We start from the raw sequence: 14,279 nt of genomic DNA, 5'->3' as shown, positions 1-14,279 counted from the left end.
TCGGGCGCGGCTCAGACAAGGCAGAGTTCGGCCAGTCTGATCCCCAGTTCGAACCGGGTGCGCGCGTCCAGTTGCGCCATCGTCCGCCGCACGTGACGCTGCACGGTCCGCTGCGACACCCTCAGCCGGGCCGCGACCGCGGCGTCGGTCAGGCCGGCCGCCAGCAACACCATGATCTCCCGCTGTAGACCGCTGAACGGCTCCCTCGTGACCGGCGGACGTACAACGTCGTTCACTTCGCCCCCTCGTGTGTTCCCCGTGACCACGCTCCCGAAAGTACGACACGGGTCGGACGGAAATAAGGCGTTCTCCGCTTTCACATGATCACTCAGCGTGCTTTCCTCCGCTTTGACTTGGAATGACGGAAAGTGTTGCTATTCCTTTCCGGGAATTGCCGTCCAGGCATGCCCATCCAGGCAGTGCACAAGCGCGGCTGGTCAGGGGTGACGCCGCCGCCGGGCCGGTGGCGACACTGATCGCGCACCGGCTGACCAAGCGAGGCGAGGAGGCTTCCATGACGGGGCAGACCCTGACCGAATCCATCGACGAGACGCGGACCTGGCTGATCCAGCGGATCGCCGAGTACCTGCAGAAGGACGCCGCGGAGATCGACGTCGACGCGACCTTCGAGGCGCAGGGCCTGGACTCGATGGCCGCGCTGAGCCTCTGCGACGACATCGAGGACCAGATGGGGCTGGTGGTGGAGCCGACCCTCGCCTGGGACCACCCCACCATCGACGCGATGGCCGCCTTCCTGGTCAAGACGGCCGCCGAGTCCGGGGCCCGCTGACCGATGGACCTGGAGCGGCGTCGCTGGCCGCCGGAGCCCACCGCGGGCGAGCTGAAGCTGCTCGCCGAGGTGGCCGTGTCCCGGGTGTGGACGGACGGGCCGTGGACGGCCGAGGTCGAGCGCCGCATGGAGCGGCTGACCGGCGCCCCGCACGCCGTGGCCTTCAACAGCTGCACCTCGGCGCTGCACGCCGCCCTGCACGCGATGGGCTGCGCGCGGGGCAGCCGGGTGGCGGTCCCCTCGCTGACGTTCGCGGGCACCGTCACCGGAGCGGCGCACATCGGCGCGGAGCTGGTGTTCACCGACGTGCGGCCCGACACCCTCACGCTCGTCGACGACCCGCCCGAGGCCGACCTCGTGATCGCCGTCGACCTGCACGGGGTCCCGCACGGCCTGCCGCGCGACCGGGTGGCGGGACGGCCCGTCCTGACCGACGCGTGCCAGTCGATCGGCACGCTGTGGGACGGGCGGCACGTCGGGGCGGTGGGCACGCACGCCTGGTCGTTCTCCTCGGCCAAGCTGGTGGCCGCCCCCGACGGCGGCGCCGTCACCACCGACGACGCCGGCCTGGCCGAGCGGCTGCGGGAGCTGCGGGACTACGGCGTGCCCGCCGGCGCCTCGCGCTCGAACGCGGGCGTGGTGTGGGCCGGCGGCCACAACTGGCGGCCGTCCGAGCTGACGATGGCCATGGTGGCGCACCGGCTGGCGGAGACCGGCCGGTGGGCCGCGCGCGCCCGGGACGTCACCGACCGCGTCCACGCGGCCATGGACCGGGCCGGGCTGTGGCACCAGACCGCCGCGGGGCCGGCCGCCCCCGCATGGCACAAGATCCGCTTCGGGGTCCCCGGCTGGCACCCCGAGCGCGCCGACCGCCTGGAACGGGCGCTGGCCGGCGCGGGGGTGCCGACGCACCGCTGGGGCCGGTCACCCCTGCACCTCCACCCGGCCTTCGGCCGGGCCGGCGGCGACCGGCCGCCGGTGGCGGAGGCCGCGGCCGCGGGCACGCTGTGCCTGGGCACCGAGGCCGCACCCCCTATGACCTGGAACGACGATGAGGTGGACCGGGTCTGCCGCATCCTGGAAACGATCGTGGAAGGCTGACGATGGAGAACCCTGTCGTTCGGATCGGCATCATCGGCGTGGGCAACTGCGCCCGCGCACTGCTGGAGGGCACGGCGTACTACCGTTCCGCACCCGACCTCACCGCCGGGCTGATGTTCCCGGAGGTCGGACCGTACGGCCCCGGCGCCCTGGAGCCCGTCGCCGCCTGGGACGTGGACGTGGAGAAGGTCGGCAAGGACCTGTGGTCGGCGCGCACCGCCGGGCAGAACCTCGACGTCGGCATCCCGCAGGGCGACCTGCTGCCGGTCGGCGCGGACGTGCGCGTGTCGCGCGCGCCCGCCCTGGACGGCGCCGGCGCCAAGTACCGCGAGCGCGTCACCGTCGCCGACGAGGAGCCCGCGGGGCGGGCCGACGACCGCGAGGAGATCATCGAGCGGATCCGGTCCACCGGGGTGGACGTGCTCCTCAACTACCTCCCGGTGGGCTCCCAGGGGGCCACCGAGTGGTGGGCCGGGGTCGCCCTGGAGGCGGGCGTCGGGTTCGTCAACAACGTGCCGGTGTTCATCGCCCGCAAGGACGAGTGGCGGGACCGGTTCCGCGCCGCGGGGCTGCCGCTGATCGGCGACGACATCAAGTCGCAGCTCGGCGCCACCTACCTGCACCGGGTGCTGGTACGGGCCTTCTCGGACCGGGGCATCACCCTGGACCGCACCTACCAGCTCAACGTCGGCGGCAACATGGACTTCTACAACATGCTCGAACAGGGCCGGCTGGCCTCCAAGCGCACGTCGAAGACGTCCGCGGTCACCGACGCCTACGACGGCGAGCTCGCCGCGGAGGACGTGCACATCGGCCCCTCCGACTACGTGCAGTTCCTCGGCGACACCAAGAAGGCGTTCATCCGCTGCGAGGGCCGCGGGTTCGGCGGCGCGCCGATCGACATGGAGATCCAGCTGACGGTGCCGGACTCGCCGAACTCGGCGGGTGTGGTCATCGACGCCGCCCGGATCGCCAAGCTGGCGATGGACCGCGGCGACACCGCCGTCGACGAGTGGGTGTCGGCGTGGCTGTTCAAGGCCCCGCCGCGCGCGGTGGCGCAGGAGTCCGACCAGGTGGCCCGCGAGCGCCTGGCGCTGTGGACGGCCGGCCGGGAGCGGGACTGACGGAGGCCGGGTGAGGGGACGGCCGAGCCGCCGCGGGCGGCCCGGCCGTCGCCGTGCCCGCGGGCGGAGGTGACGATCCTTGAGCACGACCACCACGATCACCAGTGACCTGGCCGGTCCGATCCGGCTGGTGTTCGTCTTTCCGGGTCAGGGGGCGCAGTGGGTGGGCATGGGCCGGGGGCTGCTGCGGTCCAGCCGGGTGTTCGCCGAGACGCTCGACGAGTGCGCGGCGGCCGTCGAGGCCGAGCTGGGCTGGTCGCCGCGGTGGCGCCTGGAGCAGGACGCCCCGCTGTCGGCCGTGGACGAGATCCAGCCGACGCTGTGGGCGTTCCAGGTCGCGCTGAGCGCGGTCTGGTCCGACTGGGGGGTGCGGCCCGACCTCATCGTCGGGCACAGCATGGGTGAGATCGCCGCCGCCACGGCGGCCGGCGCCCTGAGCGTCGCCGACGCCGCCGCGGTCGTGTGCCGGCGGGCCGTCCTGCTGCGGCGGCTGGGCACGGTCGGGGCGATGTGGGCGGTCGGGCTCGGCGAGAAGGAGGCCGAGGCCGCGATCGGCGCGTACGCCGACCGGGTGTGCGCCGGTGTGCTCAACAGCGACCGGTTCACCGTGCTGTCGGGCGATCCCGAGGCGATCGGGCGGATCGTCGCGCCGCTGCGCGAGCGCGGGGTCTTCTCCCGGCGGGTGGCCGTCGGGTACGCCTCGCACGGGCCGCAGGTCGAGCCGATCCGGGACGCCCTGCTGGAGGCGCTGGCCGGGGTCCGGTCCCGGCCGCCGCGCGTCCCGCTGCGCTCGACGGTCTGGGACCGGGCGGTCGAGGGCGCCGAGCTGGACGGCCCCTACTGGATGGAGAACGTGCGGCGGCCCGTGCGGTTCGGGCCCGCCGTCCGGTCCGTCCTCGGCGACGGCGGGCCGGCGCTGTTCGTGGAGATCAGCCCCCATCCGCTGCTGGTGTCCGCCGTCGGGGACGCCATCGAGGCCACGGGCGCCACGGCGGCGGCCGTCCCCTCGCTGGTGCGCAAGCAGCCGGACCTGGAGACCCTGCTGGCCGCGCTCGGCACCGTGTACGCGGCCGGCCGCGACCCCGACTGGTCCCGCGTGCGCACGGGCGGGCTGCGGGTGCCGCTGCCCGCGCAGCCCTGGCAGCGGCGCGGCTTCTGGCTGGACCTCTCCCCTGCGTGACGCCCCGGGAACCGCGTCACGCGCAACGGCGGCGGCCCTGGACTCCTCGGAGTCCAGGGCCGCCGTCGCGTCCGGGCGCGGGAGCGCCGCCGACTCAGCCCAGCGCCGGGACGCGGGCCGTCGACTCGGTGACGATCCTGCGCAGCTCGCCCGAGCGGACGACCTCGGCGACCCGCGCGATGTCGTCCTGGAGCGGGCGGTCCCCCGACAGGAACGGCGACAGCTTGCGGATCATGATGTACGCGGCTCCGGTCGCCGGGCTGAGGCAGTCGAGCCCGCGCAGGTCGGCGGCCTGGCACAGGGCGATCAGGTGGATCGCGGTCACCTCCCGGACCAGCTCCACGACCGTCCGGGCGTCCCGCGCGGCGATCGTGCCCATGCTCACCTTGTCCTGGTTGTGCGCCTCGGTGGAGCGGGAGAAGGAGGTGGCCGGGGTCGTCCCCCGCAGCGCCTCGGCGACCAGCGACGACGCGCTGAGCTGCATGCCCTTGAACCCGTGGTGCAGCCCCGCGTCCCAGCTGCCGGTCTCGTAGCGGGGGATGAGGTTCGGCGTCAGCCCGTTGTTGAACTTCTCGTCGACGACCAGTTCGAGCTGGCGGTCGAGGAGGTCCCCCACGCTCGCCACCGCGATCTTGAGGGAGTCCATCACCTGGCCGACGTGCCCGCCGTAGAAGTTGCCGCCGTTCAGCACGCGTCCGGCCGGGTCGAACAGCGGGTTGTCGTTGGAGGAGTTGACCTCGATCTCCAGCATCCGCTCGGTCCACCCGAGGGTGTCGCGCAGCACCCCGACCACGTGCGGGGCGCACCTGATCGAGTACCGGTCCTGGATCGGCCGTTCGAGCTGGCGGTAGCCCTCCCCCGCCCAGTCCCCGTCGGCGCCGTTCCCGGTGCCGGCGGCGTCCGGGTCGTCCAGCAGCTCCCGGACGGCGCGGGCGCTGGCGAGGACCCCCTCGAACGGCTTCTGCCGGAACAGGAACTCGTCGAAGTGGGCCGGGTTCCCCATCAGCACCTGGCTGGCCATCGCCGTGCACAGCTCGGCGGCGTAGGCCAGCTCGGCGGCGTCGTGGGCGGCCAGCGCCGCGAAGCCCGACATGAACGAGGTCCCGTTGACCAGCGCCAGGCCCTCCTTGGCCTCCAGCGTGACCGGGGCCAGCCCGGCGTCGGCCAGCGCCTCGGCCGCCGGTCGGCGCTCGCCGGCGTGGCTGACCTCCCCCTCGCCGGTCAGCATCCGGGCCACGTAGCTGAGCGGGACCAGGTCGCCGCTGGCCCCCACCGACCCGCGCTCGGGGATGACCGGCAGGATGTCGTGGTTCAGGCAGTCCAGCAGCAGCTCGACCACGCGCGGCCGGATCGCCGAGTAGCCCCGGGCCAGGCAGTTCGCGCGGATGAGCAGCGTGGCGCGGGTGACGTCGGGCTCGGCGGCGTCCCCGGTCCCGCAGTTCAGGAAGCGCAGCAGGTTCTCCTGGAGCGCGGCGCCCTTGTCGTGGTGGACCTGCCGGGTGTTGCTGTCCCCGAAGCCCGCCGTCACCCCGTAGATCGGCAGGCCCCGCGCCATGAGCTCGTCTCTGACCTCCGTCGTGGCGTCCATCCGCCGCACGGACTCGGCGGTGAGGCCCACCCACGGCCGCCGTTCGCCCCGCGCGACCCGGACGGTGTCCGGCAGCGTCAGCCGGTGGCCGTCGATGAGCAGCGGCGAGTCGTGCAGCGGCCGCGGGCCGGACGCGGAAAAGTCGTCCGCCATTTGGCACCCCATTTCCGTGTGCATCCTTTTCCGGCAGTGTGGTGAACGGGGAAAGTCCCGCGTAATCCCTGAGCCGCCGCGCTCACGCGCTGCCCGGATGGGCATGCCCGGTGCCGCGACCGCGCCGGGCTGCGCGAAACGGCCGGATGAACGGCGCGGTTCCCGCGGCGGACCTGCCCGAACGTGCGCCTGTTCGACGATGGGCCGACGGCGGGGGCCGCACTAACGTGGCGCTGATCCCGCCCTTTTCCAGGAAAGGAAGAAACCGCATGCGAATGCTGTCGGCCGAGCAGTATGTGGCGTCGCTCACCGAGCCCCCCGACCCGGTTCTGCGGGACCTGACCGCGGAGACGGTGGCCACGGCCCCGAACCTGCAGAGCACCCACTACGAGGGCCTGATGACCGCCATGCTCACCCGGGTCGTCGCGCCGCGGCGCGCGGTGGCGCTGGGGACGTTCACCGGGTACAGCACGCTGTGCATGGCCCGCGCCATGCCGCCGGGCGGGCGGATCCTCGCCTGCGAGATCAACGCCGAGTGGGCCGCGGTCGCCGAGAAGTACTGGGCGCGGGCCGGGGTCGCCGACCGGATCGAGCTGCGGGTCGGACCGGCCGACGCCTTCCTGCGCGACCTGCCCGGCGATCCCCCGGTCGATCTGGCCTACGTCGGCGCGGACAAGGTCAACCACCTGCGCTACTACGAGCTGCTCCTGCCCCTGCTGCGCCCCGGCGGAGTGATGATGATCGGTGACGCGCTGCGCGGCGGGCTGGTCCTCGACCAGGAGTGCCTGGACGAGGACGTCGTCGCGGTGCGCGAGTTCAACACGGCCGTCGCCGGTGACGACCGGGTCCACTCCATCACCTATCCCGCCGGGGACGGCGTGACCATCGTCTACAAGCGCTGAGCGCCCGCCGGCCCGCGCCCGACCATCCGGGCATGGCCGTTCCTGCGGCCGGTCGCGCCTTACGGCGGGCGCGGGCCGCCGCCGACGATGAGGACTCCGGCCGAACGCCCCCACTGGAGGTACACGTGAACCATGTCGCAGCGGAGCCGGACGTTCCCGCGACCACGCCCATGCCCGACTACTCGGAGATCCCGCGGATCACCGTGACGAGGTCCAGCGCGGACGTCGCGCCGGGCTTCCTGTTCATCTCCCCGCAGTCCATGTTCGAGCCGGCCGTCCCGCACGGCCCGCAGATCGTCGACAACCAGGGCCGGCTGGTGTGGTTCCGCCCGGTGCCGGAGGGCCAGTACGCCACCAACGTCCGCGTCCAGCGGTACCGGGGCGAACCGGTCATCACCTGGTGGCAGGGGACCGCGACCGACACCGGCGTCGGAGTCGGCACCGCCTACATCGCCGACCTCAACTACCAGATCATCGCCAGCGTGCAGGTCGGCGGCGGGCACTCGGCCGACCTGCACGAGTTCCTGCTCACCGACCGCGACACCGCGCTGGTGGTCAGCTACCAGGAGCGGTCCGTCGACCTGTCGGAGCTCGACGGCCCCGCCGACGGCACGCTCATCGACGGGGTGGTCGAGGAGATCGACGTGGCGACCGGGGAGGTGCTGCTGCACTGGAGCGGCCTGGAGCACATCCCGGTCCAGGAGAGCGACATGCCGGTGGTGATGTCGCTGGCCACCGGGCAGCCGTACGACTACCTGCACCTGAACGCGGTCAGCATCGACGACGACGGCCATCTGCTCATCACCGCCCGGATCTCCTCGGCCGTCTACAAGGTCCACCGGCAGACCGGCGAGGTCCTGTGGAAGCTCGGCAGCGGCTACAGCACCTTCGTGCTGGGCGTCGGCGCGCGGGTCAACTGGCCGCACGACGGGCAGGCGGTCGGCGACGGCGTCTACCGGATCTTCGACAACGGCGCCAACAACATGATCGAGGGTTACGAGTCGCGGGTGGTGTGGGTCCGGGCCGACACCGAGACGGGGGTCGCCACTCACGTCCGGACGCTCACCCATCCCGAGCACCTGTCGTCGGTGGCCGAGGGCAACGCCCAGGAGCTGCCCAACGGCAACGTGCTGGTCGGCTGGGGCCGGGTGGGGCGGATCTCGGAGTTCTCCCCCGACGGGGAGCTGTTGTTCGAGGCCGAGACGCCCTCCGGGCCCGGCTGGACCACCTACCGTGCCTTCCGGCAGGAGTGGGAGGGCCGCCCGGCGACGCCGCCGGAGGTCCGGTTCGACGGCGAGCACGTCCACGCGTTCTGGAACGGCGCCACCGGCGTCGCCCGGTGGCGGCTCCTCGCCGGCGACACCGAGGACGCCCTGCGGGAGGCCGACGTCGTCGACTGGGACGGCCTGGACACCACCATCAAGCTGCCGGAGGCGGGCCGGGCCGGATTCGTCCGGCTGGAGGCCCTGGACGCCGACGGCAAGGTGATCGACGCCTCTCCGGTCACCCGCGTCGGGGCCTGACCCCGGCCGGTCCTACGCCGACAGCTCCCACGGAGTCTCCGTGGGAGCTGTCGCGTTGGGGGCGGACGAACGGATCAGTGCGCCCGGTGGTAGGCCGCGACGGTCGCGGCGCGGCGCTCCTCCGCGTAGAGCGTTTCGAGCGCCGGCGGCACGATCCGCGGGTCGGGGTGCGGGGACAGGAAGGAGGGGACGAGTCCCCTCCGGTACCGCGTCCAGGGCGCGTCGGCGCCGCGCCGGCGGGTGGAGGCCGGGAGCGTGCGGCCGGCCGCGCGCCCGGGGTCGGTCACCCACCGCTCGGCCGCGTCGATCGCCTCCAGCGCCGCGGCCAGGCCCCGGTGGGACGTCTCGGACCAGGCGAGGGCGCGGGTCCGGAACGTGGCGCCGCGCAGCGCGGGGAAGCGTTCGGCCACGACGACGATGGGCAGCACCGCCCGTGCGGTGACGCTCTCGCAGGCCAGCATCCGCAGTACCGGAGCGGCGTCCGACCCGTCGTCGAAGGGCGGCGCCCACCCGCGCGCGTCCGCGTGCGCGCCGCAGGCGGGGCACGGCACGAGCAGCGGGCGCACGGAGGGGCCCTTCGCCCCCCACTCCACGCGCGGGGCGGGCAGGAGCGCCGCGGCGGCCTCCCGCCGCGCCATCGCCCGCACCGTCTCGCTCACCGGGTCGGTGGGCACCGGGTCAGTGGACATCGGGTCAGTGGACATCGGGTCAGTGGACATCGGGTCAGTGGACATCGGTTCGCCTCCGGTCTCGCAGTCCCCGCCGTACGGCCGCGTCCGCCAGGCGCAGGCAGTCGGCCCGCAGCCCGCCGCCCGCCCTCGCGTCCCGTTCGGAGAGCCCCTGGTCGAGCCATGACCCGAGCGCCACCGGGGTGAGCGGGCCGGGCCCGGCCAGCGCCGGCGCGAGGCCGCCGACGTCCGCGCCGAGCAGGTAACCGGCCGCCCACACCGCCGTCATCGTGGGGAGCAGCCGGTCGGGCGAGCGGGACAGGTACGGGGCCCCCGCGTCCAGGACCGCCTCGGGGTCGAGGCCGGTGAGCGGACAGGCGTCGTACCAGTACCAGGGGAACTGGTGCTCGACCGGGTCGCCGTACGTCGGCCGGACCGAGCAGACCGAGTCGTACAGCTGCACCGCGTACGGCCCCGGCGGCAGCTCCGCCGTGCCCGCGCCCGCCGTCCAGGGCCGGCCCGGCGTGTGGACGGCGGCGCGCAGCCCGTTGTGGTGGCCTTCGACCAGGGAGCGTTCGTGCCCGCTGTCCATCAGGTGCGGGACGGTCGCCACCACCGGCACGCCCCGCTCCCGGCAGAAGACCGCGATCACCTCGTCGTCGTCCTGCACCTCGTCGGGGATCCCGGCGAGGTACTCGGCGAGTTCGCGGGCCAGGCGGGCGGGCAGCACGAAGCCCTGGGTGGGGGTCCACTCCCGGGGCGACAGCGGCGCGTACCCCTCGCCCGCCACCGCCGCCCGCCGGACCAGGTACGAGTTGTGCGGCGTGTGCCACAGGCAGAACAGCGATACCCCGTGCCGGGGACGCCCCCGGACGGCGTCGCGCAGCTGCTCGGCGAAGCGCGGGACGAGGCGCACGTCGTCCTGGAGGACCAGGTGGTGCGTCGCGTCGCGGCCGACGGCCGCCCAGGCGCGCTTGGCCGTGCGAAGCGGGCTGGGCCGGCCGTCGGGCTCGGGGTCGGGGACGACCACCGGGTCGAGCGGGGCGCACGCGCGCACCAGGGCGGGGATCCGGTCAGCGCGACGCGGGTGGTGCATGATGGCCACGCTGATGTCGATCATCGGGTCGCCGTGGCCTTCGCGGCGGCCTTCGCGGCGGCGTGGATGCGGTTCAGCGTGGTCACGTCGTGGGCGGCGTCCTCCGCGGTGCTGAGGCAGGGGCGTCCCTCCGTCAGCACCTCGAAGAAGTGCTCCAGCTCGGCCTTGAAGGGGTCCACGTAGGAGCCGAACACCGTCGAGCTCGTCAGCGTCCCGTCGCGCAGTCCCGTCCGCGACAGCTTCGCCGGCCAGCTCTTGAGGTAGATCGACGGGTACTTCAGCAGGAAGGTGTCGGACCGCGTCACCGCCCGGAACTCCTCCACGTAGCCGCCCGCGACGGTGTCGAGGGTCAGCACGCTCAGGCTGGCGTGCACCCGGTCCCCGTCGCGCCAGGTCGCCTCGACCCCGCGCCGGTCCAGCACGTCCCCGGCCGTCGTGATCTCCGGGGTGGCGATCCCGGTCAGCGCCCGCAGGCAGTAGACCTCGTGGATCGCCAGGTTGAACAGGACCTCCTCGTAGAAGTAGTCCCACGACCCGCCCCACTGGGGCGCATGGGACGGCGGGGTCCAGTCCAGGGGCCTGACGACGTCGTGGTGCGCCCGGTAGTAGTAGTCCATGGGCAGCGACGCCTCGGCCCTGACGTACAGCGGGCCGTCCTGCTCGTCGAGGGCGGCCCGCAGCGTGTCGAACGCCGAGTCGAACAGCCGGCTGTAGCCGACCATCACCGTCCGCCCGACCTCCTTCGCCCGCCGCGCGATCGCGTGCGCGTCCTCGGCCGAGTAGCACAGCGGCTTCTCCACGAAGACGTGCATCCCGGCGTCGAGGGCGTCATGGATGATCGACGCGTGGTCGCCCGAGGTGAGGACGACCAGGACGTCCGCCGGGCTCTCCTCCAGCATCCGGCGGTGGTCGGTGTAGGCGGCGGTGACGCCGAAGCGCTCGGCCACCCCCTTGAGGACGTGCGGGTCCCGCTCGCAGACCGCGCGGACCGTGCACACGTCCGACAGTTCGAGCAGGTGCGGCAGATGCATGATCTGCGCGATCTCCCCGCATCCGACGACGTCGACCGTCAGTTTCCGGCGCATGTGGTGATCCTTCCGTCGGTCAGAGCCCGTGGGCGTCGGCGATCTTCCGCAGCGCGTCGCGCAGGTCGCGGAAGTCGTCGTGGTCGCCGAGGAGCAGGAAATGGGGCAGGGTGAGGAACTGGTTGCGGGCCCGCAGCGACTCGGGAAGCTCGAACCCGCGCGGGTCGAGCCGTCCGAGCAGGGCCGGGTCGTACTTCTGGGGCGAGCCCATCGGGTTGTAGAGGGCGCAGTCGTTCAGCGGGTCGTGCAGCGGCTCGCACGTGACCCCGAGCTCCCGGCAGAGCTCGACGCGCATGGTCTCGACCTCGTCGGGCCGGACGGCGTCGTCGACGCGGATGCAGTAGCGGTAGTACGTGCGCTTGGTGCAGCCCTCCTGCAGCGGGACGGGCGAGAACGCGTCGATCGTGGTGAGGAACTCGTCCAGCAGCGCGGCGGTCTCGCGGCGGCGCTCGTTCTCGGCCTCCAGGTGGTTCAGCCGTCCCAGCAGCACCGCCGCGTGGATCTCCGAGAGGCACAGGTTCCGCCCCTGGACGTCCCCCAGGTCGCGCAGGTTGGGCTCGCCCAGCCCCGGGTCGTCGGTGTAGACCCGGCCGTCGGCCCGGTACTGCTCCATCAGCCCGGCCAGGACCGGGTCGGAGGTGATGGACGCGCCGCCCTCGCCGCAGGTCAGCACCTTCGACTCCTGCATGCTGAAGGTGCCCACCGCGCCGATCGTGCCGACCGGCCGGCCGCGGTGCTCGGCGCCGTGCGCCTGCGCGCAGTCCTCGATCAGCGCGAGGTCGTGCCGCCGGGCCAGCTCGACGAAGGCGTCCATGTCGGCGGTGTTGCAGGCGTAGTGCACCAGCAGGATCGCCTCGGTCCGGGGCGTCACCGCGGCGGCCGCGGCCTCCGGGGACATGCACAGCGTGTCCGGGTCGACGTCCACCAGGACCGGGACCAGTCCCACGCCCGCCACCGCCGACGCGCACGCGACCCAGGTCAGCCCGGGCACCAGGACCTCGGCGCCGCGGCTCAGCCCGAGCCCCTCGAACGCGATCGTCAACGCGCTGGTGCCGCTGGTGGTGGGAACGCAGTATTCCGCGCCGTGGTATTTCGCGAACGCGCGGGCGAAACGGCGTTCGTACAGTTCTTCGCCGTTGTGCATTTCGCTGATCGCCCAGCGGCCGCTTCGCAGGGCGCCGAGGACGATGCGTTCCGTCTCGTCGTCGAGCGGCGGCCACGCGGGCCAGGGGGTCGTGCGGACCGGGGCGCCGCCGTAAGCGGCGAGCCCGGCGGCGGGCGCCTTGTCCATTGGGAGGGCTTCACTCATGTAGAGCCACCTGACTCTCGAATTCGTCGGCAACGAAATTCATCATGAGGATCGCGGCGCCGCTCCGTAATCTCCCGATGGCCGCTCGGGCAGGCGCACGAATGGTCATGCCCCCGTAATCATTCCGGCGGCGACGGTGTTGTGGGTGGCCTCGTCGATGAGGATGAACCCGCCGGTCAGCCGGTTGCGGCCGTAATCGTCGACGAACAGCGGCTGGGTGACCCGCAACGAGATCCGCCCGATCTCGTTCAACCCCAGCCCGGTCGCGGTCTCATCGCGGTGCAGGGTGTTGACGTCCAGCCGGTAGTGCAGGTCCTTGACCATCGCCCGCGCGGTGCGGGTGGTGTGCTTGACCAGCACCTTCATCCGCGGCGACAACTGCCGCTCCGGGGTCATCCAGCACACCATCGCCTCCAGATCCTGGGCGACCTCGGGCCGATTGCCCGGCCGGGCGATCATGTCCCCCCGCGAGATGTCGACGTCGTCGGCCAGCCGCAACGTCACCGACATCGGCGCATACGCCTCGGCCACCGGCCCGTTGGGCCCATCGATATGGGTGATGGTGGTGGTCAACCCCGAGGGCAGGTGGACGACCTCGTCGCCGGGCTTGAGCACCCCACCGGCGACCTGCCCGGCATAGCCCCGGTAGTCGTGCAGCTCAGGATCGGTCGACTTGTGCGGGCGGATGACGTACTGCACCGGGAACCGCACATCGATCAGGTTGCGGTCCGAGGCGATGTGCACATGCTCCAAGTGGTGCAGCAGCGAGGGCCCCTCATACCAGGGCGTGTTAGGAGAGCGTTCGACCACGTTGTCACCGTGCAGCGCCGACAGCGGGATGAAGGTGAGATCCCTCGCGTCCAACCGGGCTGCGAACGTCGCGAACTCATCCACGATCTGCTCGTAGACCTGCTGGTCGTAGTCGACCAGGTCCATCTTGTTGACCGCCACCACCAGGTGCGGGACCTTCAGCAGCGTGGTCAGGAACGCATGGCGGCGGGACTGTTCCAGGATGCCCTTGCGGGCGTCGACCAGGATGATGGCCAGGTCGGCGGTGGAGGCGCCGGTGACCATGTTGCGGGTGTACTGGATGTGGCCGGGGGTGTCGGCGATGATGAACTTGCGCCGCGGGGTGGCGAAGTAGCGGTAGGCCACATCGATGGTGATGCCCTGCTCCCGCTCGGCCCGCAGGCCATCGGTCAACAACGCCAGGTTGGTGTACTCCTCACCCCGATCGGCGCTGGTGCGTTCCACCGACTCCAGCTGATCCTCAAAGATCGACTTGGAGTCGAACAGCAGCCGCCCGATCAGGGTGGACTTGCCGTCATCCACCGAGCCGGCGGTGGCGAACCGCAGGATGTCCATGTTCTTGCTGGGGGCGGCCATCAGAAGTAGCCCTCCTTCTTGCGGTCCTCCATGGCGGCCTCACTGGCCCGATCATCAGCCCGGGTCTGGCCGCGTTCGGTGACCCGGGTGGCCGCGATCTCCTCGATCACCTCATCCAGACTCACCGCCGCCGACTTGACCGCCCCGGTGCAGGAGGCATCGCCCACGGTGCGGTAGCGGACGCTGGCCTCAAACTCCGGCTCATCCTCCCCCCGGTTGGCGAACCCGGTTTCGGCGTCCAGCAGCATCCCATCGCGTTCGAACACCCGCCGGGTGTGCGCGAAGTAGATCGAGGGCAGCTCCAGGCGCTCGCGGCGGATGTAGTCCCAGATGTCCAGCTCGGTCCAGTTCGACAGCGGGAACACCCGCACATG

Annotated in this window: 14 protein-coding genes; 6 read left to right on the top strand and 8 right to left on the bottom strand. The window is 72.4% G+C overall.

The genetic code is table 11. The features are described 5' to 3' along the window. Window positions 1–11: 11 nt before the first annotated feature. On the bottom strand, window positions 12–236 hold the full coding sequence (locus HNR61_RS41600) for a helix-turn-helix domain-containing protein (protein ID WP_220510436.1): 225 nt from the start codon (window positions 234–236) through the stop codon (window positions 12–14). Window positions 237–514: 278 nt separating this feature from the next. On the opposite strand from HNR61_RS41600, the gene HNR61_RS41595 reads away from it, so the two are divergent. From HNR61_RS41595 to HNR61_RS41580, 4 genes are all read left to right on the top strand, one after another. Next, window positions 515–790, top strand: coding sequence for an acyl carrier protein (locus tag HNR61_RS41595; protein ID WP_182848654.1), 276 nt, complete (start codon window positions 515–517; stop codon window positions 788–790). Window positions 791–793: 3 nt separating this feature from the next. After that, on the top strand, window positions 794–1,891 hold the full coding sequence (locus HNR61_RS41590; protein ID WP_182848653.1) for a DegT/DnrJ/EryC1/StrS family aminotransferase: 1,098 nt from the start codon (window positions 794–796) through the stop codon (window positions 1,889–1,891). A 2-nt stretch (window positions 1,892–1,893) separates the two neighbouring features. Then, on the top strand, window positions 1,894–3,015 hold the full coding sequence (locus HNR61_RS41585; protein ID WP_182848652.1) for an inositol-3-phosphate synthase: 1,122 nt from the start codon (window positions 1,894–1,896) through the stop codon (window positions 3,013–3,015). Between the two features lie 79 nt (window positions 3,016–3,094). Continuing rightward, entirely contained in the window at window positions 3,095–4,195 is a 1,101-nt protein-coding gene (locus HNR61_RS41580) for an acyltransferase domain-containing protein (RefSeq protein ID WP_182848651.1), read from the top strand. A 94-nt stretch (window positions 4,196–4,289) separates the two neighbouring features. On the opposite strand, the gene HNR61_RS41575 is transcribed toward HNR61_RS41580, so the two are convergent. Then, window positions 4,290–5,936 (bottom strand): HAL/PAL/TAL family ammonia-lyase, encoded by a 1,647-nt coding sequence (locus tag HNR61_RS41575; RefSeq protein WP_182848650.1) that lies wholly within the window; start codon window positions 5,934–5,936, stop codon window positions 4,290–4,292. Between the two features lie 269 nt (window positions 5,937–6,205). Here HNR61_RS41575 and HNR61_RS41570 point away from each other — a divergent pair, with 269 nt between their 5' ends. Both HNR61_RS41570 and HNR61_RS41565 read left to right on the top strand, forming a co-directional pair. Next, window positions 6,206–6,838, top strand: a complete 633-nt coding sequence (locus HNR61_RS41570; RefSeq protein WP_182848649.1) for an O-methyltransferase — start codon at window positions 6,206–6,208, stop codon at window positions 6,836–6,838. A 125-nt stretch (window positions 6,839–6,963) separates the two neighbouring features. Beyond that, window positions 6,964–8,361 carry an arylsulfotransferase family protein gene (locus tag HNR61_RS41565; RefSeq protein ID WP_182848648.1) on the top strand — a complete coding sequence of 466 codons (1,398 nt, stop codon included), beginning with the start codon at window positions 6,964–6,966 and terminating at the stop codon, window positions 8,359–8,361. 74 nt (window positions 8,362–8,435) lie between these two features. On the opposite strand, the gene HNR61_RS41560 is transcribed toward HNR61_RS41565, so the two are convergent. From HNR61_RS41560 to HNR61_RS41535, 6 genes are all read right to left on the bottom strand, one after another. Further along, window positions 8,436–9,050 (bottom strand): hypothetical protein, encoded by a 615-nt coding sequence (locus HNR61_RS41560; RefSeq protein ID WP_182848647.1) that lies wholly within the window; start codon window positions 9,048–9,050, stop codon window positions 8,436–8,438. A 34-nt stretch (window positions 9,051–9,084) separates the two neighbouring features. Next, window positions 9,085–10,149 (bottom strand): hypothetical protein, encoded by a 1,065-nt coding sequence (locus HNR61_RS41555; RefSeq protein WP_182848646.1) that lies wholly within the window; start codon window positions 10,147–10,149, stop codon window positions 9,085–9,087. Continuing rightward, complete coding sequence (locus tag HNR61_RS41550; RefSeq protein WP_182848645.1) at window positions 10,146–11,210, bottom strand: Gfo/Idh/MocA family protein; 1,065 nt, start codon at window positions 11,208–11,210, stop codon at window positions 10,146–10,148. Before HNR61_RS41550 ends, HNR61_RS41555 begins: the two co-directional genes overlap by 4 nt. Before the next feature lie 19 nt (window positions 11,211–11,229). Further along, window positions 11,230–12,519 (bottom strand): DegT/DnrJ/EryC1/StrS family aminotransferase, encoded by a 1,290-nt coding sequence (locus HNR61_RS41545; RefSeq protein ID WP_182848644.1) that lies wholly within the window; start codon window positions 12,517–12,519, stop codon window positions 11,230–11,232. 105 nt (window positions 12,520–12,624) lie between these two features. Beyond that, complete coding sequence (locus tag HNR61_RS41540) at window positions 12,625–13,884, bottom strand: sulfate adenylyltransferase subunit 1 (protein WP_182848785.1); 1,260 nt, start codon at window positions 13,882–13,884, stop codon at window positions 12,625–12,627. A gap of 20 nt (window positions 13,885–13,904) precedes the next feature. After that, window positions 13,905–14,279: phosphoadenosine phosphosulfate reductase domain-containing protein (locus HNR61_RS41535; protein WP_182848643.1), on the bottom strand; the 375-nt coding region annotated here is incomplete at its 5' end.

The organism is Actinomadura kijaniata (assembly GCF_014138665.1).
GTDB classification, from domain to species: domain Bacteria; phylum Actinomycetota; class Actinomycetes; order Streptosporangiales; family Streptosporangiaceae; genus Spirillospora; species Spirillospora kijaniata.
The sequence above is the reverse complement of the archived record's forward strand: the minus strand, read 5'-3'. Positions and strand labels throughout refer to the sequence as shown.